Source organism: Mangrovimonas futianensis, from assembly GCF_021245805.1.
Taxonomy (GTDB): Bacteria; Bacteroidota; Bacteroidia; order Flavobacteriales; family Flavobacteriaceae; genus Mangrovimonas; species Mangrovimonas futianensis.
This window is the reverse complement of record NZ_JAJJNF010000006.1, coordinates 283,535-307,243: the sequence shown is the minus strand read 5'-3', so window position 1 is coordinate 307,243 and position 23,709 is coordinate 283,535. Positions and strand designations below refer to the sequence as shown.

Sequence of the window (23,709 nt, the reverse complement as noted above, 5' to 3'; positions counted from 1 at the left end):
AACCCCAGTATCTCAAACTTTCTATGAACTTACGCTCCCGGTTTCCCCGTTTGCGGGTGCAAATATACCACCCTTTTTTCCTATCCAACAAACTTTTCCAAACCTTTTTTTGAAGTTTTTTTGAAATATAGATCGAGTCCATTAATTATGAACACTTTAGCGTCAAAACTATTTTTCACCCCCTTATACCTTAATATATATTACACATTTTTACAGTTTAAATCATTTGGTTATATCTCTCCATTATCTTTTATCTTTTTATCTTTGCCATCTTAAAAGAAACGAAATACATACTATTATATATAATGATTCAAATTACCTTACCAGACGGGAGCCAAAAGTCATTTGAAATGAACTCTACTCCTATGGATGTAGCCAAAAGTATAAGCGAAGGATTAGCTAGAAACGTCATTTCTGCCAATTTTAATGGTACCAAGGTTGAAACAACAACCCCTTTAACAAAAGATGGTAGTTTAATATTATATACCTGGAATGATGATGAAGGTAAAAAGGCCTTTTGGCATTCTTCTGCCCATATCCTCGCCCAGGCCATCGAGGAACTTTATCCTGGAGCCAAATTATGGGTTGGTCCTGCCATTGAAAATGGATTCTATTATGATATTGATTTAGGTGACCAAAGTATAACAGACAAAGACTTCAAAAAAATAGAAGATAAAATGCTTGAGATCGCCAGAGGCAAGCACGATTTTAAAATGCGTGAGGTATCCAAAGCAGAAGCCCTTTCATATTATACAGGAAACAATGAATACAAAGTAGATCTTATACAGAACCTTGAAGATGGCACCATCACCTTTTGTGACCATTCTACTTTCACAGATCTTTGTCGTGGTGGCCACATACCAAACACAGGTATTGTTAAAGCTGTTAAAATATTAAGTGTTGCTGGAGCCTACTTTAAAGGTGATGAAAATGAAAAGCAATTAACCCGAATTTATGGTATATCCTTCCCTAAGCAAAAAGATTTAAAGGACTATTTAGAATTATTGGAAGAGGCTAAAAAACGTGATCACAGAAAACTGGGGAAAGAACTAGAGCTTTTCACTTTTTCCCAAAAGGTCGGCCAAGGTCTTCCTCTATGGCTTCCAAAAGGTGCCGCATTGAGAGAGCGCCTTGAGAACTTCCTTAAGGCAGCCCAAAAGAAAGCTGGATACGAAATGGTCGTTACACCGCATATAGGTCAAAAAGAACTATATGTAACTTCGGGACATTATGCCAAATATGGTGAGGACAGTTTTCAACCTATTCATACACCAAAGGATGGCGAAGAATTTTTATTGAAACCCATGAACTGTCCGCATCACTGTGAAATATACAAGAGTAGTCAATGGTCTTATAGAGACTTACCTAAACGCTTTGCTGAATTTGGTACCGTATATAGATATGAGCAAAGTGGTGAATTGCATGGATTGACCAGAGTAAGAGGTTTTACTCAAGATGATGCTCATTTATTCTGTACACCAGAACAATTGGACCAAGAGTTTAAAAACGTGATTGATTTGGTACTTTATGTTTTTGGATCTTTAGGGTTTGAGAATTTTACCGCCCAAGTATCATTAAGGGATCCTGAAAACCCAGATAAATATATAGGTAGTTCAGAAAACTGGGAAAAAGCAGAACAGGCTATCTTAAATGCAGCCATAGACAAGGGCTTAAATTATGTTGTTGAAACAGGTGAGGCTGCATTTTATGGACCTAAACTTGACTTCATGGTTAAGGATGCCCTGGGAAGACAATGGCAATTGGGAACCATCCAGGTAGATTATAACTTACCTGAGCGTTTTGAATTGACCTATGTAGGAAGTGATAACCAAATTCATAGACCCGTAATGATCCATAGAGCTCCATTTGGAAGTATGGAGCGTTTTGTGGCTATTTTGCTGGAACACACCGCAGGAAACTTCCCGCTTTGGTTAATGCCAGAGCAAGCTATCGTACTGTCAATTAGTGAGAAATATGAAAATTACGCGAAAAAAGTTTTAAATTTGTTAGAAAATCACGAAATTCGCGCCCTAATTGACAACAGGAATGAAACTGTTGGAAAGAAAATTCGGGAAGCCGAAATGAAAAAAATACCGTACATGATTATTGTAGGGGAAAACGAAGAGAAGGAAAGTATGATTTCTGTTCGTAAACATGGTGGTGAAGATTTAGGATCTATATCAGTAGAATCTTTTGCCAACATCATAAACGAAGAGATTTCAAAATCACTCAAACAATTTTAAAAGAAGTTTAATTAAAATTTTACAGCCATAGCAAGAAACAGATTCAACTCAGGTAGAGGAAGAAGAGTACAACAAGAGGATCAACATAGAATCAACTCTAAAATCAGAACAGAGAAAGTTCGAGTAGTAGGTGATAATGTTGAAAACGGGGTTTACCCGATTAAACAAGCATTAGCCTTTGCAGATGAGCAGGGTTTAGATCTTGTAGAAATTTCTCCTAAAGCAGATCCTCCAGTTTGTAAGGTTATGGACTATAAAAAGTTTCTTTACGAACAAAAGAAACGTGAAAAAGTTCTAAAGGCGAAAGCCACTAAAGTTGTTGTTAAAGAAATTCGTTTTGGTCCTCAAACCGATGATCACGATTATGATTTCAAAAAGAAACACGCTGAGAAATTCTTAAAGGATGGAGCCAAATTAAAGGCTTATGTATTTTTCAAAGGGCGTTCTATCGTGTTTAAGGAGCAAGGACAAATCCTTTTATTGAAATTGGCACAAGACCTAGAAGAATTTGGAAAGGTTGAGCAAATGCCTAAATTGGAAGGAAAGCGTATGACTATGTTCATCGCTCCCAAAAAGACAAAATAAAAATCCTGAAAGTCAGGTTTAAAAATAAATAAGCGAAGTAAAAACTAGGAGAAGAAAATGCCTAAAATGAAGACAAAATCTAGTGCCAAAAAACGTTTTAAGTTAACTGGTTCTGGAAAGATCAAGAGAAAGCACGCTTTTAAAAGTCACATCTTAACCAAGAAGTCTAAAAAGCGTAAGTTGGCGTTAACTCACAGTACTTTGGTACATGAGTCTGATGTTAACAGTATCAAAGAACAATTACGTTTAAAGTAATATTGTTCGGTTAAACCATTTATTAACCCTGGAGTTAGGCCTTACAAGTACCTTTAAATAGGACGCCTACTACAAAATTTTTAAAATTATGCCAAGATCAGTAAATTCAGTAGCTAAAAGAGCCAGAAGAAAAAAGGTTCTTAAGCAAGCAAAAGGTTACTTTGGACGTCGTAAAAACGTTTGGACAGTAGCAAAAAATGCGGTTGACAAAGCAATGCTATATTCTTATAGAGACCGCAGAAACAAAAAGAGATCATTCCGTGCTTTATGGATTCAACGTATTAACGCTGGAGCAAGAGCTAACGGTATGTCTTATTCAAAGTTTATGGGACAGTTAAAAGCAAACAATATCGAACTTAACCGTAAGGTATTAGCTGATTTAGCTATGAATCACCCAGAAGCTTTCAAAGCAATTGTAGATCAAGTAAAATAAGGCGCATCGCCTATTGTATAACATATTTCGCTTATTAATTAAAACCGGTTCCATTTGGGACCGGTTTTTTTATACCCTTCTTCTTCGTAAAAAATATAATCACTAAATTCATACTTTTCTAACTTGACGTTATCATTTGATCATGAAACCTAATTTAATTATTGTTTACTTCCTCTTTCTTAGCCATTTCCTTTTTGCTCAAACCACTCCCAAAGATTCTGTTTGGAATGTTGCTAATCCAGAAGGAAATTGGAATTTCAAAGACCTTCAGATTACAACCAACGAAGGAACCTGGATGAATTTAGATATTAGCCCAGATGGTAAAACCATTGTTTTTGATTTATTGGGAGATATTTATAAACTTCCTATCTCTGGTGGAAAGGCACAAATTCTTAGAAGTGGTTTACCCTTTGAAATTCAACCAAGATTTAGCCCGGATGGAAAAACCATTTCATTTACAAGTGATGCCGGCGGAGGGGATAATATCTGGGTTATGGATATCAATGGAAATAATGCCAAACAAATAACCAAAGAGAATTTCAGACTTTTAAATAATGCCATTTGGACTCCCGATGGGGATTACCTTATTGCTAGAAAACATTTCACTTCTACTAGGTCTGCAGGTGCGGGCGAAATGTGGATGTATCATAAATCTGGTGGCAGTGGTCTTCAACTTACCAAACGTAAAAATGATCAACAGGATGTCAACGAGCCTAGTATGTCTCCTGATGGCCGTTATCTATATTATTCAGAAGACATGTATCCGGGAGGTTTTTTCCAATACAATAAAGACCCTAATAGTCAAATTTATGTTATCAATCGGTATGATTTTGAAACTGGAACTATCGATCGATTGACCGGCGGGCCTGGTGGAGCAGCAAGACCTCAAGTATCCAAAGATGGAAAACTATTGGCTTTTGTAAAAAGGGTACGAGAAAAATCGGTCCTTTATATACATGATTTAAAAACCGGTGAAGAATGGCCAATATATGATCAACTAAATAAAGACCAACAGGAAGCTTGGGCCATTTTTGGTGTTTACCCTAATTTCAATTGGATGCCAAACAATGAAGAGATTGTCTTTTGGTCTGGTGGAAAAATCAATAAAATAAACATCCATTCTCTCGAAACAGTAGATATACCATTTCAAGTGGATGCCCAAATTAAAATAGCTTCTCCCCTGAAATTTAAATATCCGGTTTTTGAAGAAAATTTCGAAGCCAAAGTGATAAGACATGCTGTTACTTCACCTGATGAATCTAGTTTAGTTTTCAGCGCTCTTGGTCATTTATGGATAAAGAAATTACCAAACGGCACTCCAAAAAGAATTACATCTGGAGATGATTTTGAATTTGAACCTAGCTTTTCCAAAGATGGAAAATATCTTGTTTATGTGACTTGGAATGATGAAAACCTTGGTGCTATATATAAGGTTTCTATCAAAGGTGGAACTCCAGAGAAACTGACATCAGAAAAAGGTATTTATCGTAATCCTTCTTTTTCCCATAATGGAAATAAAATTGTCTATCGAAAGGAAACGGGTAATAGTGACTTGGGCTTTACCTTTGATAAAAAGCCAGGGCTCTACATTATGAATTCTGATGGTACAGAAACTACATTCATAACCAAAGAGGGGGATTTCCCGACGTTCAACTTGGAAGATAAAAGAATCTTTTACCAAACAGGCGGACAGTTTTTTGGAGATATTGTCAAGTCCCTCAAAAGTGTTAATCTTGATGGATTTGATTCAAGAACCTTAGTTAAATCTGATCATGGTAATAGAATAGTTCCCAGTCCAGATCAAAAATGGGTTGCTTTTATTCATTTGCACAAAATATTTGTTGCTCCCATGCCTGCATATGGGGACACTTTAGACATGACAGATAAGACTAAATTTGTTCCGATTTCCCAAGTTTCTAAAGATGCTGGAATTAATCTGCATTGGTCCAAGGATAGTCAACAGTTACATTGGACACTCGGTGATCGTTTTTACAGCTCCCCTATTTCCGAAGAAATCAAGATTCAAGATGAAAGTATAGCTGTCGGGCTTCGGGTTGAATCACACAAACCATCTGGAATAATTGCTTTAAAAGGGGCAAAAATAATCACAATGGAAAATGATGAAATCATTAATGATGGAACCATCATTATTAATGAGAATGTCATTGAATCAATAGGTAATCGTGAAGACATTAAAATCCCTAAAAATGCTAAAGTATATGACGTTTCAGGAAAAACAATCATGCCTGGAATGATCGATGTTCATGCTCATGTTGGAGGGTTTAGATACGGATTAACCGAGCAAAAGCATTGGCAATTTTATGCCAATTTAGCTTATGGTGTTACCACATCACACGATCCATCGGCATTAAGTGAAACCATTTTTTCTTTATCTGAATTACAAAAAAGCGGGGAAATTATTGGTCCAAGAATATTCTCAACTGGTATTATTCTATATGGAGCTGATGGTGATTTTAAAGCCGTTATAAATAATTTGGAAGATGCTCGCTCATCAATCAGAAGAACCAAAGCATTTGGAGCGCATTCCGTGAAGAGTTATAATCAACCACGAAGAGATCAACGCCAGCAGGTTTTACAGGCAGCTCGAGACGAACAAATTTTAGTAGTCCCAGAAGGTGGATCTAATTTTTTCCATAACATGACCATGGTAATGGATGGACATACAGGTATCGAACACAACATTCCCGTGGCTCCCGTTTACAAAGATGTTTTAGAACTATGGGGAAAAAGTGGCGTTGGGTACACACCTACCTTGATAGTCAATTATGGTGGATTAAATGGGGAGTTCTTTTGGTATCAAAAAACCAATGTTTGGGAAAATGAAAAATTGCTGCAATTTACACCTAGAGGAATTATCGATTCACGCTCAAGACATAGAATGATGGTCCCTGATAAGGAGTATGAAAATGGTCATATTTTAGTTTCCAAAACATGTAAAACCCTTTCTAACTACGGGGTAAAAGTCAACTTGGGTGCCCATGGTCAACTTCAAGGTTTGGGAGCACATTGGGAATTATGGATGTTGGAACAAGGAGGTATGAGTACCATGGAAGCACTGAAAGCAGCAACCATTAATGGAGCCGAATATATAGGTATTGATAATGAAGTGGGCAGTTTAAGGAAAGGCAAACTTGCAGATTTAATTGTTTTGGATAAAGACCCTTTAGTAGATATTAAAAACTCAAATTCCTTAATTTATACCATGGTTAACGGACGATTATTTGATGCTAATACCATGAATGAAATAGGTAATCATCCTAAAGAACGCACCCAATTTTATTGGGAAAACAATAAGTACAACCAAGCCTTCCCCTGGCACGAAGAAAGCCAAAGTTTTATGAATGTAGGTTGTAGTTGTCAAGGTGGTATGGAACATTAATGCCAAAAAATTAACGAAATAAAAACATTTTTATCACCACTAAATCATCTAAACAACTGTAATTTTGCAGCTTAACTGCATTATATGAACCTATCACAAATAAAATTAATTGCCACCGATATGGATGGCACTCTATTAAATTCTAAAGGACAAGTTAGCGAGCGCTTTTTTGAATTGTTTAAAGAATTAAAAAAGCATCAGATTCATTTTGTTGCTGCCAGTGGTAGGCAATACTACAGTATCACAGATAAACTTAATGGGATTACAAATGACATTACCATTATTGCTGAAAACGGGGCTATAACCAAGCAAAAAGAAGAGGAGCTCTTACTCATTGGTTTGAGTCATAAAGAAATTAAGGAACTGGTAGAATATTTGCGTGCTATTGATGAAATAGAGATTGTATTATGCGGAAAAAAAACAGCCTACATTGAATCTGAAAACTTGGATTTCATTGACTTTTTTAGGGAGTTTTACCATAAATACGAACGTGTTTCAGATTTGACTGAAATTAAAGATGATGATTTCTTGAAAATTGCTGTGTATTGCAAACACGGTTCTGAAGAGCAGTTGTACCCTTTGGTCAAACATTTTGAAAAAGATTTACAGGTTAAAGTTTCCGGAGAAGTATGGTTGGATCTTTCCCATCAAAATGCTAATAAAGGTTTTGCTCTATCAAAACTTCAACAAAATTTAGGTATTACTAAAGAGGAAACTTTGGTTTTTGGCGATTACAATAATGATTTGGAAATGTTCTATCAAGCAGCTGTAAGCGTTGCTATGGAAAATGCCCATCCAAACCTAAAAAAAATAGCTACTCATACCACTAAAAACAATGACGAAAACGGAGTTGAAATAATCTTGGAGCAATTACTACATTCTAAGAAGGTGAGGGAATAATAAACTCAAATCCCGAAAGCTGTTAATACCAATTTACGGCTACCTCCATAATTTCTATGCTCACATAAATAAATTCCTTGCCAAGTACCAAGATTTAATCGTCCGTTGGTGATTGGGATTTGAACAGAAGCTCCCATCAAGGACGCTTTTATATGTGCCGGCATATCATCAGGACCTTCGTAAGTATGGATGTAATAAGGTGTATTTTCTGGAACCATCACATTCATATGGCTTTCAAAATCTGTCCGAACCGTTGGATCAGCATTTTCATTAATGGTAAAACTGGCTGATGTATGCTTAATAAAAACCTGAAACATTCCCGTTTGAATGGATTTTATTTCTGGGAACTTGGTCAAAATTTCATCAGTTACCAAATGAAATCCTCTTCTTTTTTCAGAAAGGGAAATTTCTTTTTGAAAAACCTTAGTCATATTAGGTCTTTTGTTTTTTCTTTTTGGCTGCGGGAAAAAGGACATTGTTTAGAATTAACCGGTATCCAGGAGAAGTAGGATATAAATCCAATTCGGTCCTAGGATCCCCTACTCTATGCGTATAATCTTCTGGATCATGTCCTCCATAAAATGTAAAAAATCCTTTCCCCTTAATCCCATGAATATAACGTGCTTCGCCATTGGTTTTGTTCTCGCCTAAAACCAAGACATTGCTTTTTATTTGATCTCTTGTAAATGAAGTAGTCTGCCCCATAAAGCCTTTTACCAAAGCAGTGTGATTTTGACATAACATAGTTGGAACTGGATCCCATTTAGCAGAAAAATCCATAAGCGTAAAATAATCGGTTTGCATAGGGATTTGCCTCTTTTGAGTCATGTCTATGGATGAAAACTCGTACACCATCGGACTTCTTTCAAGTGTAAAATCGGTAAAGGCAAAGGTTTTATTATAATCTATCTTATTTTGATAATTCGGTTCACTTGGATCGCCATCGAACATGGTTTCACAAATGTCCACCCCTTCGGCCGCCAAAGCAATATCAAAACTATCAGTAGCGCTGCACATAGCAAACATGAAACCGCCACCAATCACATAATCTCTAATTTTTAATGAAACCGCTAGTTTCTCTTCAGATACTTTATTGTATCCGAGCTTTTTTGCTAAAGCCTCAGCCTCATTTTTCTCTTCTATATACCAAGCGGCTGTTCGGTAGTTCCTGTAAAATTTTCCGTATTGCCCGGTAAAATCTTCATGATGTAAATGCAACCAATCATACAACAACAATTCGTCATTAAGAACTTCTTCATCATAAACTGTTTCATATGGAATTTCAGCATACGTCAAAACCATGGTCACAGCATCATCCCATGGTAGTTTTCCTTTAGGTGTATATACTGCAATTTTGGGAGCTTTTTCCAAAACTACCGCTTCCATATTTTGACTTGGACTGCTAATTTCCTCTAAAATGGATTCGGTTTTTGAATTTGATAGAATTTCAAACGAAACACCTCTAATCTGACATTCCTTTTGAATTTCCTCGGTGTCAGGCAATAAAAATGACCCGCCTCTGTAATTTAAAAGCCATTTGACTTTCAATTGTTTTTCTAAAGTCCAATAAGTAATCCCATATGCTTTTAAATGGTTTTTCTGCGACTCGGCATCCATAGGCACCAATATATATGATGCGAATGTGTTCAAAGACATCAAAAAACATAGTAAGAGCAATAACTTCTTCATTTTCTTGTTCTCCTTTTCGGAATTTATAGCATTTTTACTCATGAAAGATACTTAAAAAAATCCCCTTAAATCAGGTTTATCATAATTTTAACCAATACTGTATTCCTTTAAAATTTCATAATGTGATTGGCATTCTTTCAATAACTCTCGAAGATTTTCAGGGAATGGTTCTACTTTTGGCTCATACTTTCCAAATCCATTTGACTGATGTACATTTTTGTACCAATATTTTGCCCAAACGCCATCTTCAGGCCTAGGCTTCGGTTCCCATGAAAGCATTTTTTCATCAAAAGGAATCCCTAATTTTTCGCATAAAAGTTTTAGGGTTCTCTTCGGATTTAAAAGCACCTGTTTAGAATCAAGCACCGTAAAATTAATGTTGTTCTCTTCAAAGTACCTAAGAAGTTTTGTATGCATTGCATATCCAATATCATCAATGGTAGGATTATCAATCACCTTGGCAAAGGAGGGAATCATTTCCTTTGGATTCCTTGTAAGTATGACATTTTGCATTTGGTTCATAAAACTTCGATCCAAATCCAATAAATGATGGGTCATGTTTTTAAAGAACAAAACAGGTTTGCTATCGTCTTTCATCATCATTTTTACCACTTCTTCCCCATTATTGTTCTGGGATTTTAAGATATCATCGGCTCCGGGATGGTATTCTTTGGCCTTTGTATTTCTTAAATAATAGGCATACAAGGGTTCGTCAAAAACTTTTGTATCCTCCCTTTGAGCAAAAGAATACATCAAAGCGGTAGAAATATTTCTGGGTCCAGACCACAAAGCGATACGAGTAATTTCTGAGTTATCCATTTTGAAGTTTCTCAATTTCGTTTTGAATTAAACTTTCATATAACTGACTTAACTCTTGGGCCTTTTTGCCATATGTTCCATCACCAATAATGCGACCATCGATTTTAACTACCGGAGTCAAACCACCAAAAGTTCCAGTTACAAAAGCTTCATCGGCCGAATACACATCAAAAAGTGAAAAATCCTTTTGAAAACATGGTATATTATTTCTTTCACAAACTTCAATGACTTTTCCCCGAGTAATTCCATTCATGCAGTATTGACCTGTTGATGTCCAGACTTCATTATTCTTAATTATAAAAAAATTGGTAGCATTACAAGTAGAAACAAATCCATTAATATCGAGCATAAGTGCTTCATCTGCACCAGCTTCAATTGCTTGTATTAGGGCTTGCACCTCATGTAATTTACTGTGGCAATTCAATCGAGGGTCAAGATAATCAGGGGAACCACGTCTAATAGTACTTGTGAATAAAGAGATTCCTTTATGTTTACTAGTCGAATCTGCAATTTTATATTCGGGAATAATGACCACATTGGGTCCAGAAATAGTCAGTCTTGGGTCTTGGGAAGGTGTTTTTTTGATTCCACGTGTCACCATAATTCTTACATGAACATGGTCTGTCATGTCATTTTCTTCAAGAGTAGCCCAAATCATTTGCGTCAACTCTTCTTTGGAAAATGGCAACGTCATTCCAACACTTGCTGCAGCGCTCCACATTCTATCAAGGTGATCTTCTAAAAAAACCAAAACACCATGATGCAATCTCAAGGCTTCCCAAATTCCATCGCCTACCAAATATCCACTATCAAAGACCGATATTTTGGCATCCTCTCGTTTAAAAAACTCACCGTTTATAGAAATTTTGATGTCCCGGTTTCTTGGGTCATCCAATGCATTATGAGTACCATGAACCATATTTAATCCTTTAAAAATATCAGCTCAAGATACATCTATTTTTAAATATGATTGGCAGAAAGAAGCTTGGAAATAATGCGAGTTTGAGGAAATTGTTCCAAAATAATTTTTAGAAAAACAGTAATTGGGATAGCCATAATTAATCCGGGAACACCCCATATAAAGCCCCACAACATTAACATAATCAAAACGGTTACCACATTAAGAGAAAAAGATTTTCCCATAAAAATGGGTTCTAAAATAGATCCAAATAACACTTGAACGCCTGTTATTGATAAAATAAAGAACAACAAACTACTGGTGGGTTCCAGTTCAATAAAAGCAAACAGGGAAAGAAGGACAACGGTCACTATAGACCCCACCATTTGCACAAAATTAATGATAAAGGCAAATAGTCCCCAAAATATAGGAAAGCTGACATCAAAAAATAAACAAGCCAAACCAGTACCTATTCCAGTTGCCAAACTAACCAAAAATTTGACTTCTATAAATACGATTAAATCCTTTTCAATTTTTCTAAAAGCTTTAACCGAGGTATGCTTCGTCTTTAAAATGGTACTCTGTAAAACAGTATGAAAATTTATGGATTCTGCCAGAAACAACACTACAAAGAAAACCGTCATCAAAACCATTGTAATTGATTTTCGGAGAAAATCTAATGTAGGTATGATATTGTCTTTAACTGCTGATTGGGTTATACTTTGCTTATCCTTTGGAATCTGAATGTTAAAGCTAGTTTCAATATTGTCAACAAGTGCTAGTACTTTAGTCTCGGCCTTTTCAAAAAAACTGGATTCTGAATTTAAAATTTCTGTTCCTGAGATATGGATCAGTTCAAATCCAATTTTCAATCCCCCAATAATTAAAAGAATCACCACTGATATACCTACAAATTTAGGCAGTCCTTTTCTTGAAAACCATCGCATTATAGGCAAAAAAAGCAATGCTATAAACATTGCAAAAAAGATGGGAATAAGAATAAACGATAAAAGTTTGAGCAAATAGAATACCAATGGAATGACAACTATAAGCAACAAAATGTTGGTGGTTCTTAATTTATCCATTATTTATTTCGGGCTATTAGAAAGGTACTTCGTTATCATCTTCATCTGGAAACTCTGGGCTACCAAATGCATCTGAAGGTGAACCAAAGTGATCTGATTTTATTTCATCACTCACAGAATTTATTTTACTCTGGAATTCAAAAGGTGAGTCAAAATCATCCAAATTATCAAATTTACCAAGATGACCAATAAACTTCAATCGAATATTTTCCAACCCTCCATTTCTATGTTTGGCAACAATAAATTCCGCCTGACCTTCGGTTGGTGAACGTTCTTCATCATCCCATTCTTCAATCTTGTAATACTCCGGACGGTAAATAAATGATACAATATCGGCATCCTGCTCAATCGCTCCAGATTCACGCAGGTCTGATAGCAATGGCCTTTTACTTCCCCCTCTCGTTTCTACGGCACGCGATAACTGAGAAAGTGCAATTACTGGTACATTTAATTCTTTGGCAAGTGCCTTTAAGTTTCGTGAAATCATGGAAATTTCCTGTTCACGATTTCCTCCTTTTTGGGATCCACCAGCGGTCATTAACTGTAAATAATCAATCATGATCATTCTAATGCCATATTGAGAAGCAAGCCTTCTAGCTTTTGCTCTTAGATCAAAAATGGAAAGAGATGGAGTGTCATCAATATACAAAGGTGCCTTTTCAAGGCCTTTCACTTTCACATTTAGCTGCTCCCACTCGTGCTTTTCAAGCTTTCCAGTTCTCAATTTTTCTGAAGACAAACCTGTTTCACTGGAAATCAAACGCGTGATTAACTGTACCGATGCCATCTCCAAAGAGAAAAATGCCACAGGAATATTTTGGTCTACTGCAATGTTTCTTGCCATAGAAAGCGTCAAGGCTGTTTTACCCATACCCGGACGAGCCGCCACAATAATCAAATCACTTTCCTGCCAACCAGAAGTCAGTTTATCCAATTTTGTGAAACCCGTTGGAATCCCACTCAAACCTTCCTTATTTGAGATTTCTTCAATCTTCTTCTTAGCCTGAATTACCAAATCCAATGCAGACTCACTTGATTTCTTGATATTCCCTTGAGTCACCTCATAGAGTTTGGATTCTGCTCTATCTAAAAGATCAAAAACATCCTGAGTTTCATCATAGGCATCCTCAATAATTTCGCTCGAAATTTTTATCAAACTTCGTTGAATAAATTTTTGAAGGATAATACGGGCATGGAACTCAATATGCGCCGATGATGACACTTTTTGAGTCAAGGAAATAAGGTAAAAATCACCTCCAACTAAATCTAACTTGCCATTCTTTTTTAATTGACTTGAAACGGTTAATAAGTCGATTGGTTCACTACCCTCAAACAATTGAAAAATAGCTTCGAAAATGTGCTTATGGCTTTCCTTGTAGAATGCGTCAGGGCTTAAAATATCGATAACTTCATCAACACCCTTCTTATCAATCATCATAGCACCCAACACAACTTCCTCTAAATCAATAGATTGAGGAGGTATTTTACCTCGCTCTAAATTAATTATTGTGCCTTTATCGATTTGAATGCCTTGGAGCTGATTGGGTTGTTTCATAAATACGAATGTATATAAATTGAATTAAATGTTAGGTTTAATTCGGGTTGTGATTTTAACAGGCCTTCAACAAACTAACTGTTAATAACTTAATTATATTGTTAATAAGCATAAAAAAAATCTGAAATAGAACATTCCAGATTTTTGTCATCTATGTTTCAATGGTATTATCCTTTAAATACACCCATATTGGAGTATTTATCAATACGTTGATCAACCAATTCTTTTGGTGATAACTTTTTAAGTTCTTGATAATTTCTATCGATAGCATCCTTAACACTTAAAAAAGTTTTTTCCCTATCGCTATGTGCACCTCCAAGTGGTTCTTTAATAATCTCATCCACCAATTTTTGTTTCTTCATATCGGTAGCTGTCAATTTTAAAGCCTCAGCAGCTTGTTCCTTAAACTCCCAACTTCTCCAAAGAATGGAAGAACAAGATTCTGGAGAAATCACAGAATACCAAGTGTTTTCCAACATTAACACTCTATCTCCAACACCTATTCCTAAAGCACCTCCAGAAGCACCTTCACCAATAATAATAGTTATAATTGGTACTTGTAGTCTGGTCATTTCAAAAATATTTCTTGCAATAGCCTCTCCTTGTCCACGCTCTTCAGCTTCCAAACCTGGATAAGCACCTGGAGTATCAATTAAAGTGACAACAGGAACACCAAATTTCTCAGCCGATTTCATCAATCGTAAAGCTTTACGATATCCCTCAGGATTAGACATTCCAAAGTTTCTGTACTGACGGGTTTTTGTATTAAAACCCTTTTGCTGTCCGATAAACATATAAGATTGATCACCAATCTTACCCAAACCACCAATCATCGCTTTGTCATCTTTCACATTACGATCACCATGGAGTTCTAAAAAAGTATCTCCACAAATGGCTTTTATATAGTCTAAGGTATAAGGTCTATTAGGGTGTCTTGACAATTGAACACGTTGCCAAGCCGTTAAATTCTTATAAATATCTTTCTTGGTAGCTATTAACTTTTTCTCAATTTGCTTGCAAGTTTCAGTAACATCTACATCACTTTCCTCGCCAATCAACTCACACTTAGTTAATTGCTCTTCTAATTCTTTAATAGGAAGTTCAAACTCTAAATATTCCATTGGAGTTATCTTTTAAATTATAGTTAGCTTACAAATATAAAAACTTTAAACGTCTTATCGAGGTATGGATATTTTCTTTTTACGCTTTTTTAAATTTTTTAAAATTCCATTAACCATGACCACTACAAAGACCAAAGTAGCCCCTACAAAAAAATTAGGGCTCAATTTATCTGCTTCTGAAAAAATGATAAGAGCTAAAATGATTCCATAAATTGGCTCTAAGTTATAAGTTAGAACTACTGTATATGGGCTAATAAAGCGCATCACATAAACGGCACCTATAAAGGCATAAGCCGTACAAACCGATCCAAGGATGAGCAAATACAATACATCCATTGGAATCAAACTATTAACCGTTGAAAAGGATTCCCTATTAAACAGGAACATAAATATGGTAATAAAAATAACACCACTAATAAACTCATAAAAGGAAATGGTGGTTGCTGTATAGCGTTCTAAAAATTTCCCATTAAGCACCGCAAATAAGGAAGATAAAAAAGCAGAAACAATACCGTAAATAATTCCTTCCAAATAATGGAATTCACTTTTCATAATGATAGCAACACCCGCTATTATCATAATCCCAAAAATGGTTTCGTACCAAATTATTTTCCTTTTATATATAATGGGTTCAATAAAGGATGCAAAAAAAGCACCGGTAGAAAACATAACCAAAGCTATTGAAACGGTAGAAACCTTTATGGAATGAAAAAAAGTAATCCAGTGAAGTGCAATTATAACACCAGCTATAAAAAATTTTAAAAAATATTGTGGACTTACCTTAATATTTACCTTTCTTATCAAAATGTAAAAGTACATTAAGACTAATGCTATAATCATTCGATACCAGACTAAAGGAATGGCCTGCAACGAGATCAACTGACCTAAAATAGCAGTAAATCCAGCAATAAAAACCAATACATGTAAATGAAGGTAATTCTTGAGCTTATCGTTTGGCATTGTATAATAGGTAAAGAGCTAAAATACCAAATAATACATTAGGAAACCATACTGCAACCAAAGGGGGAAAGTCTGATTGGGAAGCCATCACACCAAAGATTTTATCAAAAAACACAAATACCATGGCAATACAAATACCAAATGCCAAGTTGACTCCCATACCTCCCCTTCTCTTTTTTGAGGACACAGCCACGGCAATTACTGTTAAAATAAAAACAGAGACCGGTAAACTCCATTTTCTATATTTCACCAATTTATAGCGACTTATATAAGAAGACCCCCTAGCCTCTTCCTTGGCGATAAATCGATTCAGTTCACCATAAGGTAGGGTTTCTGCTATGTATTCAACTGGCGTTAAATCTTCTAAATCAAAAGAAAACAAGGTATCTTTCCTTCTTTCAGTTTCTAAAATATCATTGAACTGCCCTATTTTTCTCTTAGTATAGGTGATTAATTGATAGGTTGAATCTTCTGGCTTATATTTAATACTGTTGGCGCTTATTTTATAAATCATTTTATCATTCTCAAAGTGCTCGAAAGTAAAATTTCTTCCAATATTCTGTCGTGGGTCAAAATCACTTACATAGATGTAATCATTCTCATTAATTTGCCTATAAACATCCCTTGTTTGCTGCAAATCATTTGCACTTTTTAAATACTTGTAAGTAAAGTCATTAAACCCCTTACTGGCCTCTGGAGCCAAGTACATACCTAAAATTAGGGCGAGAATAGCTACTACTGTTGCTCCTATTAAATACGGTCTTAGAAATCTTGAGAAAGACACCCCAGAACTCAAAAACGCAATGACTTCGGTGTTGTTTGCTAATTTTGAAGTAAACCAAATGACTGATAGGAATAAAAATAAGGGAAATAGAAGATGGGCAAAATAAATAGTGAAATTAACAAAGTATATAAGGACTTCATCAATTGGTGCCTCCCTCTCAATCATTTTACCAATCTTTTCAGCTAAATGTACTGTTATACCAATAGGTATAAACAGTAAAAGCATCACAAAAAAAGTGGCCAAATACCTTTTTAATATGTACCAATCTAGGATTTTAAGCATTACAATCTATTATCCATTTGTTTTACCATTTGATCTTTCCAAGTTGCAAAATCTCCGGCTAATATATGCTTTCTTGCTTCTCTGACCAACCACAAGTAAAATCCAAGATTATGAATGGTGGCAATTTGTTTCCCCAACAATTCATTTACCGAAAAAAGATGACGCAAGTATGCTTTGCTATATTCGGTATCTACATAAGTGATTCCCATTTCATCAATTGGAGAAAAATCATCTTCCCATTTTTTGTTTTTGATGTTTATGGTACCATGTGCAGTAAATAGCATACCATTTCTTGCATTTCTAGTTGGCATCACACAATCAAACATGTCGATTCCCAATGCTATGTTTTCAAGTATATTAATAGGGGTTCCTACACCCATTAAATATCTAGGTTTTTCCTCTGGCAAAATCTCACAAACTACTTCTGTCATAGCATACATCTCTTCAGCTGGTTCACCAACAGATAAGCCACCGATAGCATTTCCTTCAGCACCAACGCCAGCAATATATTCTGCAGATTGTTTCCTTAAATCCTTATACGTACTTCCTTGAACAATTGGAAAAAATGCCTGACTGTAGTCATAGGTATAGGGTACTTTTTCTAAATGATTAATACAGCGATCAAGCCACCGATGAGTCATGTGCATCGATCTTTTTGCGTAATTATAATCACAAGGATAAGGTGTACATTCATCAAAAGCCATAATAAAATCAGCCCCGATACTTCTTTGGATTTCCATGACATTTTCAGGAGTAAATGTATGATAACTTCCATCTATATGACTTTTAAACTTAACTCCTTCTTCCTTAATCTTTCTGTTGGCAGATAAAGAATAAACTTGATACCCCCCAGAATCTGTTAAAATATTTCGATCCCAGTTCATAAATTTATGCAAACCACCAGCCTTTTCTAAAATTTGGGTTTGAGGCCTAAGATAAAGATGATAGGTGTTTCCTAAAATGATATCAGGGTTGATATCATTTTTAAGTTCTCTTTGGTGCACTCCTTTTACAGAACCTACTGTACCCACCGGCATAAATATGGGTGTTTCAATTACTCCGTGATCTGTAGTTATCTTTCCTGCTCTTGCCTTAGACTTAGGGTCTTTTGCGTTTAATTCAAATATCATACTGAAATTTCATACGGGCACAAAGATAGTCAACTACCTTATATATCATTCTTAATAAAATTTAAATTTAATTAAGTGTATTTTTTACACTTTTTGTATCTTGCAATTAGTTAATAATTAGGGATAACTAATTTTGCCCTAAGACACATTTAAACTAATTTTGCAGACTGAAACTAAGAGATTTTAACATGTCAAACACACAACAATTAAACGATTTGGCTGTACAGGTTCGTAGAGATATTTTACGAATGGTACACAAAGTAAATTCAGGCCATCCAGGTGGTTCATTAGGCTGTACAGAGTTTTTGGTAGCTCTTTACAATGAAATCATGGACCGTAAGGAAGGTTTTGATATGGACGGTATTGGAGAAGATTTATTCTTCTTATCAAACGGACATATTTCCCCAGTATTCTACAGTGTATTGGCCAGAGCCGGTTATTTTCCAGTAGAAGAATTGAGCACTTTTAGACTTATTGATTCCAGATTACAAGGACACCCTACTACGCATGAAGGGTTACCTGGTGTGAGAATTGCTTCTGGATCATTAGGACAAGGAATGAGTGTTGCTTTAGGAGCTGCTCAAGCCAAAAAATTGAACAACGACTCTCATTTAGTTTACAGTCTTCATGGAGATGGTGAACTTCAAGAAGGTCAAAACTGGGAAGCTATCATGTATGCTTCTGCCAAAAATGTTGATAATATCATCTGTACAGTGGATTTGAATGGACAACAAATTGACGGTCCAACAACCAAAGTACTCTTTATGGGAGACCTTAAAGGCAAATTTGAAGCATTTGGATGGGATGTTGTGGAAATTATTGACGGAAACAATATTGAGGCTATTTTGAAAGGAATGGAATTAGCCAAATCAAAAACAGGTCAAGGAAAACCTGTGTGTGTGTTACTAAGAACTGAAATGGGTCATGGTGTGGACTTTATGATGCATACCCATGAATGGCATGGAAAAGCTCCTAATGACGAGCAATTAGAAAACGCTTTAAGTCAAAACCCTGAAACTTTAGGAGATTATTAATCCGCAATAAGAAAAACATGAAAACATACACATATACAGAGAAAAAAGATACAAGAAGTGGTTTTGGTGATGGTTTGGCTGAGTTAGGTAGAACCAATCCTGATGTTGTGGCCTTATGTGCTGATTTAACTCCTTCATTAAAAATGGGAGAATTTATCAAAGAAAACCCAGACAGATTTTTTCAAATCGGAATAGCCGAAGCCAATATGATGGGTATTGCTGCCGGATTAACCATTGGAGGAAAAATTCCTTTTACAGGAACGTTTGCCAACTTCTCCACAGGTAGGGTTTATGATCAAATACGTCAATCTATTGCATATTCTGGTAAAAACGTGAAGATTTGTGCTTCTCACGCTGGTTTGACTTTGGGAGAAGATGGGGCAACCCACCAAATTTTAGAAGATATCGGATTGATGAAAATGCTTCCAGGCATGACTGTTATTAACCCTTGTGATTATAATCAAACCAAAGCAGCTACCATTGCTATTGCAGAGCACGAAGGTCCTGTTTATTTAAGATTCGGAAGACCTTCAGTACCTATTTTCACTCCTGCCGACCAAAAATTTGAAATTGGTAAAGCTATTCAATTAACAGAGGGAACAGATGTAACGATTGTAGCTACCGGTCACTTAGTTTGGGAAGCGCTTGAAGCCTCTAAAATTTTGAATGAAAAAGGAATTTCTGCTGAAGTCATCAATATCCATACTATTAAACCTTTAGACGAAGAAGCCATCTTAAATTCTGTTTCAAAAACCAAATGTATTGTAACTGCTGAAGAACATAACTATCTTGGTGGTTTAGGAGAAAGTGTTGCTAGAGTTTTAGCTTCCAAATTGCCTACTCCACAAGAATTTGTTGCTACCAAGGATACCTTTGGTGAATCTGGTACACCAGCACAATTAATGGTAAAATATGGCTTGGATAGTAAATCTGTGGCAGAAGCTGCAGAAGCTGTTATAAAAAGAAAATAAACCGTCTTATCTTTCGTTTTAGTTTAAAACAAAACGGAATATGGCAAAACATTTTCTTGTCTGTGGCCTGATATTAATGCTGGTCACGACTACAATACAAGCTCAAAATAGATCTGGCTTTGGTTTTAAAGCCGGAGTCAATTACAGCGCCAATGGGGACTATATAGAAACCATTGGCGCTGTTGCTGAAAAACCTGATCGAAACATTGGATATCACTTTGGGATTTTTGGTAAACTTGGGAATAGACATTTCCTAAAGCCAGAATTAATATTTACCCAAACGAAAAGTGACTACAACAGTGGTAGCTTTCAAATGCAAAAATTAGATGCCCCTTTATTGGCCGGATTAAGGTTTGGCCCCATTAGTATTTTTGCTGGACCCGCTTTTCAATATATTTTGGATACCGAATTTGAAGGCATCAATATTGATGATATTGAAAGTGATTTTACAGTAGGCCTAAATGTTGGTTTAGGTTTTAATTTAAATCGATTAGGAATTGATGTTAGATATGAAAGAGGGTTCGGTCACAATGAAGCCGTATTTCTAAACAACAATGGTGTTTCAATGGGAAGAATAGACACTAGACCCGATCAATTGATATTAAGTTTATCTCTTGTTTTATAAATAAAAAAGCGGCTTCAAAATGGCCGCTTTTTTTTATTCCTTATAACTAAAATTGTTAATTAATGCTACTGTCCAAATAATCTGGAGTGCCATCACCGTCTGTATCAGTTAAAATAATAGTACTAATTGTTATGGTATTGTCCAATTGCTCTCTACTTACCTCATATTCATTCTCTGCAAATTCAGGATCAGGATCTCCTACAGAAATCGTGTATTCTCCATAATCAATTTCATCTCTTGTAAGCGTTCCATCACCATCGTCATCATTATCCATAAAATCAGCAACCAAATCCCCATCCGTATCATCCGTATAAGGATCCCCATCTCCACTCAAATCTTCCATATAAGAAGGGATATTATCCAGGTCAAAATCTGTATGGTTTAAGTTATATAATCTAACATTAAATATTAGAGAGGAATAAGCTGGCACTGTTGTTAAAGGCGAAGAAAAGTATCCTAATCCGGAAGGAATAAAAATAGCTCCAATACCATGACCGTGGTATGTATAGGTGTTATCTGGCTCACCATTTGGTCCTGTATTTGCTGTTATATTGGAAGCCGTTTTAAACTCCGTTAATCCTTGTCTAAATCCATCAATTACTCCAGTTATTGTTGTACTAACCGTAGTTAAATTTAATAAAGTAGGATTTACAGTCCCATCAAATTGTTCTAAATTGGCCATATTTAAACCTTGGTAGTTCAAATAGGCTTCATCTGTTCCGTGAAGAACTTTACCATTCCCTTCTCTCACCTTAAGATAATATAACTTATACTCAATATCATCTGCATAGGAATAGGCTATTTTAAAATCTACCTGATCAATTAATGGAATTTTATCAGCATTATCACCTTCTATGGTATCAAAAACAATTTGAAAATTATCATTTGCCTCACTGTAAGGATTGTCAAAATCAAACTCATCATAATTATAAAAATGTGTGGCAAGAAACTCTTCTATTTTAATTAAATCTTCATCATAAACCTCTTGCCTATCACGATCTGGAATAGTCGTATAGGATTCATCATCTTTTTTACAGGCAGCAAGAACCAATAATAAACAGATAGAGGTAAGACTGATTTTTCTTAACTTCATATTCATAAATTTTTAAGCGCAAGATACAATTTATTAATAATTTTGTCTTAAAATATTAACGTAGATTTATAAGTTTTATGCGGATTGACAAGTATCTATGGTGTGTGAGATATTACAAAACAAGAAGTTTAGCCACGACTGCCTGTAAAAAAGGCCATGTAAAGATTAACGGGGATGTTGCCAAACCCAGTAGAGATGTATTTCCTACAGATAAAATTCTACTTAGAAAAGAGCAGATTAATTACAGTTTAACCATAAATGATATTCCTCCAAACCGAGTAGGAGCTAAATTGGTTGACATTTACCGTACAGACACGACTCCAAAATCTGAATTTGAAGCTCAAGAACTCCTCAAATATTCGCAGGATTATTACAGAAAAAAAGGTACTGGGAGACCGACTAAAAAAGACCGAAGAGATATCGATGATTTTTATGATGAAACTGAATAAAACTTGAACAACCAATGCTTATATTTGATAAAACTTTTTGAAAGGATGACCACAGAGAAAAATATCATACTTAACCATCAAGAAATCACAAATAAAATAAGACGCATTGCTTATCAAATCTATGAGAGCAATGTGAATGAAACGGAAGTTATCCTTGCCGGTATAGACCAAAATGGGTATCAATTAGCGAATGAGCTTAAAACCATTCTTGAAAATATTTCAGATATTAAGCCAGTTCTCTGTAGAGTAATTATAGATAAAAAGAACCCCTTAAATCCCATAGAGACTTCCATCAAGTCAGAAGACTACAAAAACAAATCGATTGTCTTGATAGATGATGTCCTTAATTCAGGAACTACTTTAATTTATGGGGTGAAACATTTTCTTGATGTACCTTTAAAACAGTTTAAGACCGCTGTATTGGTCAATAGAAATCATAAAAAATATCCTGTTAAGGCAGATTTCAAAGGAATTTCCCTTTCTACTTCCTTACATGAACACATCCATGTTAATTTGACTACGGGAAAAGCAGAAGCTTATTTAGAATAACTTGACAACGATATCTTCTATCACCTTATCTACATTTTGATTTGCATTTATTTTGTGGTCTGCCCTATTATAAAAAGGCAAACGCTCAAATAAATGCTTTCCTATAAATTCAGCCATCTCCTCTTCGCCATGAATATGAGAAATTAAAGGTCGTTGGGATTTTTCTTTCATCAACCTTTGAAGTAATTCCGATAGCGGAACATTGAGAAAAAAGGAATTTAAATGGTCTTTATCAAATAATAATTCTGCATTATTTGAGAAACAGGGAGTACCTCCCCCTAAGGAAAGAACAAACTTTTCTGACCCCTCTAAAAGCTCTTTTAAATAGAAATGCTCCCTTTTTCTAAAATAAATTTCACCTTTTTCAGAAAAAATTTCACCTATACTTTTCGCTTCTTTTTGCTCGATGTAATGATCAAGATCTATAAAAGCCACAGACAAATCTTTTGCTAACTGTCTGCCAATTAATGATTTTCCAGAGGCCATATAGCCCATTAAAATAATCTTCATGAAGTTCCTTCTCTGTATTTCAAATTCCGTCACAAAGAAACAAAAGAAAAAAAGAAAAAAATATCTTGAAAAGGGTTTGTAAAATCAATTAAAGCTTTTATATTTGCACCCGCAAACAAGGAAACGTTTGACCTGGTAGCTCAGCTGGTAGAGCATAACACTTTTAATGTTAGGGTCCTGGGTTCGAGCCCCAGCCAGGTCACAAAAAAAAAGTTAAGCATATGCTTAACTTTTTTTATTTTTGAATACTTCATGCGCACGTGGCGGAATTGGTAGACGCGTTAGGTTGAGGGCCTAATGATCGCTTAGATCGTGGAAGTTCGAGTCTTCTCGTGCGCA

At 35.5% G+C, this 23,709-nt stretch carries 23 protein-coding genes and 2 tRNA genes; 13 read left to right on the top strand and 12 right to left on the bottom strand.

All coding sequences use genetic code 11. The annotated features are described in order from the left end of the window. Nucleotides 1-305 precede the first annotated feature (305 nt). The 6 genes from thrS to LOK78_RS12215 all read left to right on the top strand — a co-directional run bounded on the left by thrS (nucleotide 306) and on the right by LOK78_RS12215 (nucleotide 7,816). Nucleotides 306-2,243, top strand: coding sequence for a threonine--tRNA ligase (gene thrS / locus LOK78_RS12240; protein ID WP_053971856.1), 1,938 nt, complete (start codon nucleotides 306-308; stop codon nucleotides 2,241-2,243). A gap of 90 nt (nucleotides 2,244-2,333) precedes the next feature. After that, nucleotides 2,334-2,828: a translation initiation factor IF-3 gene (infC, locus tag LOK78_RS12235; RefSeq protein WP_157492126.1), complete on the top strand. Its 495-nt coding sequence runs from the start codon at nucleotides 2,334-2,336 to the stop codon at nucleotides 2,826-2,828. 57 nt (nucleotides 2,829-2,885) lie between these two features. Then, a complete protein-coding gene (gene rpmI, locus LOK78_RS12230) occupies nucleotides 2,886-3,083 on the top strand; it encodes a 50S ribosomal protein L35 (protein WP_053971854.1) in 198 nt (65 codons plus the stop codon). Between the two features lie 88 nt (nucleotides 3,084-3,171). After that, the gene (gene rplT, locus LOK78_RS12225; RefSeq protein ID WP_166960743.1) at nucleotides 3,172-3,516 is read left to right on the top strand and encodes a 50S ribosomal protein L20; all 345 of its coding nucleotides are present in this window, start codon (nucleotides 3,172-3,174) and stop codon (nucleotides 3,514-3,516) included. Nucleotides 3,517-3,658: 142 nt separating this feature from the next. Then, a complete protein-coding gene (locus tag LOK78_RS12220) occupies nucleotides 3,659-6,916 on the top strand; it encodes an amidohydrolase family protein (protein ID WP_232635096.1) in 3,258 nt (1,085 codons plus the stop codon). Nucleotides 6,917-7,000: 84 nt separating this feature from the next. Next, nucleotides 7,001-7,816, top strand: coding sequence for an HAD family hydrolase (locus tag LOK78_RS12215; RefSeq protein ID WP_232635095.1), 816 nt, complete (start codon nucleotides 7,001-7,003; stop codon nucleotides 7,814-7,816). 5 nt (nucleotides 7,817-7,821) lie between these two features. On the opposite strand, the gene LOK78_RS12210 is transcribed toward LOK78_RS12215, so the two are convergent. The 10 genes from LOK78_RS12210 to tgt form a co-directional block, all read right to left on the bottom strand. Further along, nucleotides 7,822-8,247 carry a secondary thiamine-phosphate synthase enzyme YjbQ gene (locus LOK78_RS12210; protein ID WP_232635094.1) on the bottom strand — a complete coding sequence of 142 codons (426 nt, stop codon included), beginning with the start codon at nucleotides 8,245-8,247 and terminating at the stop codon, nucleotides 7,822-7,824. Nucleotide 8,248: 1 nt separating this feature from the next. After that, entirely contained in the window at nucleotides 8,249-9,433 is a 1,185-nt protein-coding gene (locus tag LOK78_RS12205) for an asparagine synthetase B (protein ID WP_370465572.1), read from the bottom strand. Between the two features lie 159 nt (nucleotides 9,434-9,592). Continuing rightward, nucleotides 9,593-10,324: a sulfotransferase-like domain-containing protein gene (locus LOK78_RS12200; RefSeq protein WP_232635093.1), complete on the bottom strand. Its 732-nt coding sequence runs from the start codon at nucleotides 10,322-10,324 to the stop codon at nucleotides 9,593-9,595. Beyond that, nucleotides 10,317-11,243: an aminotransferase class IV gene (locus LOK78_RS12195; RefSeq protein WP_232635092.1), complete on the bottom strand. Its 927-nt coding sequence runs from the start codon at nucleotides 11,241-11,243 to the stop codon at nucleotides 10,317-10,319. The genes LOK78_RS12200 and LOK78_RS12195 overlap by 8 nt, the downstream gene beginning before the upstream one ends. A 41-nt stretch (nucleotides 11,244-11,284) precedes the next feature. Then, nucleotides 11,285-12,307: an AI-2E family transporter gene (locus LOK78_RS12190; RefSeq protein ID WP_232394795.1), complete on the bottom strand. Its 1,023-nt coding sequence runs from the start codon at nucleotides 12,305-12,307 to the stop codon at nucleotides 11,285-11,287. 16 nt (nucleotides 12,308-12,323) lie between these two features. Continuing rightward, the gene (dnaB, locus tag LOK78_RS12185) at nucleotides 12,324-13,862 is read right to left on the bottom strand and encodes a replicative DNA helicase (protein ID WP_053971847.1); all 1,539 of its coding nucleotides are present in this window, start codon (nucleotides 13,860-13,862) and stop codon (nucleotides 12,324-12,326) included. A 167-nt stretch (nucleotides 13,863-14,029) separates the two neighbouring features. Next, nucleotides 14,030-14,983 (bottom strand): acetyl-CoA carboxylase carboxyltransferase subunit alpha, encoded by a 954-nt coding sequence (locus LOK78_RS12180; protein WP_053971846.1) that lies wholly within the window; start codon nucleotides 14,981-14,983, stop codon nucleotides 14,030-14,032. A 54-nt stretch (nucleotides 14,984-15,037) separates the two neighbouring features. Beyond that, a complete protein-coding gene (locus LOK78_RS12175; RefSeq protein WP_232635091.1) occupies nucleotides 15,038-15,943 on the bottom strand; it encodes a DMT family transporter in 906 nt (301 codons plus the stop codon). Further along, entirely contained in the window at nucleotides 15,930-17,009 is a 1,080-nt protein-coding gene (locus LOK78_RS12170) for an LptF/LptG family permease (protein ID WP_082316573.1), read from the bottom strand. The genes LOK78_RS12175 and LOK78_RS12170 overlap by 14 nt, the downstream gene beginning before the upstream one ends. Next, nucleotides 17,009-18,139 carry a tRNA guanosine(34) transglycosylase Tgt gene (tgt, locus tag LOK78_RS12165; protein WP_232635090.1) on the bottom strand — a complete coding sequence of 377 codons (1,131 nt, stop codon included), beginning with the start codon at nucleotides 18,137-18,139 and terminating at the stop codon, nucleotides 17,009-17,011. The genes LOK78_RS12170 and tgt overlap by 1 nt, the downstream gene beginning before the upstream one ends. Nucleotides 18,140-18,327: 188 nt before the next feature. On the opposite strand from tgt, the gene LOK78_RS12160 reads away from it, so the two are divergent. The 3 genes from LOK78_RS12160 to LOK78_RS12150 are packed head-to-tail and all read left to right on the top strand — an operon-like array spanning nucleotide 18,328 to nucleotide 20,769. Then, nucleotides 18,328-19,173, top strand: coding sequence for a transketolase (locus LOK78_RS12160; protein ID WP_053971843.1), 846 nt, complete (start codon nucleotides 18,328-18,330; stop codon nucleotides 19,171-19,173). Nucleotides 19,174-19,190: 17 nt separating this feature from the next. Continuing rightward, on the top strand, nucleotides 19,191-20,144 hold the full coding sequence (locus tag LOK78_RS12155) for a transketolase family protein (protein WP_053971842.1): 954 nt from the start codon (nucleotides 19,191-19,193) through the stop codon (nucleotides 20,142-20,144). Nucleotides 20,145-20,184: 40 nt separating this feature from the next. Continuing rightward, nucleotides 20,185-20,769 (top strand): porin family protein, encoded by a 585-nt coding sequence (locus LOK78_RS12150; RefSeq protein WP_166960720.1) that lies wholly within the window; start codon nucleotides 20,185-20,187, stop codon nucleotides 20,767-20,769. 55 nt (nucleotides 20,770-20,824) lie between these two features. Here the strand turns inward: LOK78_RS12150 and LOK78_RS12145 are convergent, their stop codons facing one another. Further along, nucleotides 20,825-21,862, bottom strand: a complete 1,038-nt coding sequence (locus tag LOK78_RS12145; RefSeq protein ID WP_232394798.1) for an FKBP-type peptidyl-prolyl cis-trans isomerase — start codon at nucleotides 21,860-21,862, stop codon at nucleotides 20,825-20,827. A gap of 77 nt (nucleotides 21,863-21,939) precedes the next feature. Here LOK78_RS12145 and LOK78_RS12140 point away from each other — a divergent pair, with 77 nt between their 5' ends. Both LOK78_RS12140 and LOK78_RS12135 read left to right on the top strand, forming a co-directional pair. Continuing rightward, complete coding sequence (locus LOK78_RS12140) at nucleotides 21,940-22,311, top strand: RNA-binding S4 domain-containing protein (protein WP_232635089.1); 372 nt, start codon at nucleotides 21,940-21,942, stop codon at nucleotides 22,309-22,311. Nucleotides 22,312-22,356: 45 nt separating this feature from the next. Further along, a complete protein-coding gene (locus LOK78_RS12135; protein WP_232635088.1) occupies nucleotides 22,357-22,860 on the top strand; it encodes a phosphoribosyltransferase domain-containing protein in 504 nt (167 codons plus the stop codon). Here the strand turns inward: LOK78_RS12135 and LOK78_RS12130 are convergent. Next, nucleotides 22,852-23,370 (bottom strand): shikimate kinase, encoded by a 519-nt coding sequence (locus tag LOK78_RS12130; protein ID WP_232635087.1) that lies wholly within the window; start codon nucleotides 23,368-23,370, stop codon nucleotides 22,852-22,854. The genes LOK78_RS12135 and LOK78_RS12130 overlap by 9 nt on opposite strands. A gap of 129 nt (nucleotides 23,371-23,499) precedes the next feature. On the opposite strand from LOK78_RS12130, the gene LOK78_RS12125 reads away from it, so the two are divergent. Together LOK78_RS12125 and LOK78_RS12120 are read left to right on the top strand one after the other, a co-directional pair. Then, a tRNA-Lys gene (locus LOK78_RS12125) sits at nucleotides 23,500-23,572 on the top strand. 52 nt (nucleotides 23,573-23,624) lie between these two features. After that, nucleotides 23,625-23,709 (top strand) — tRNA-Leu (locus tag LOK78_RS12120).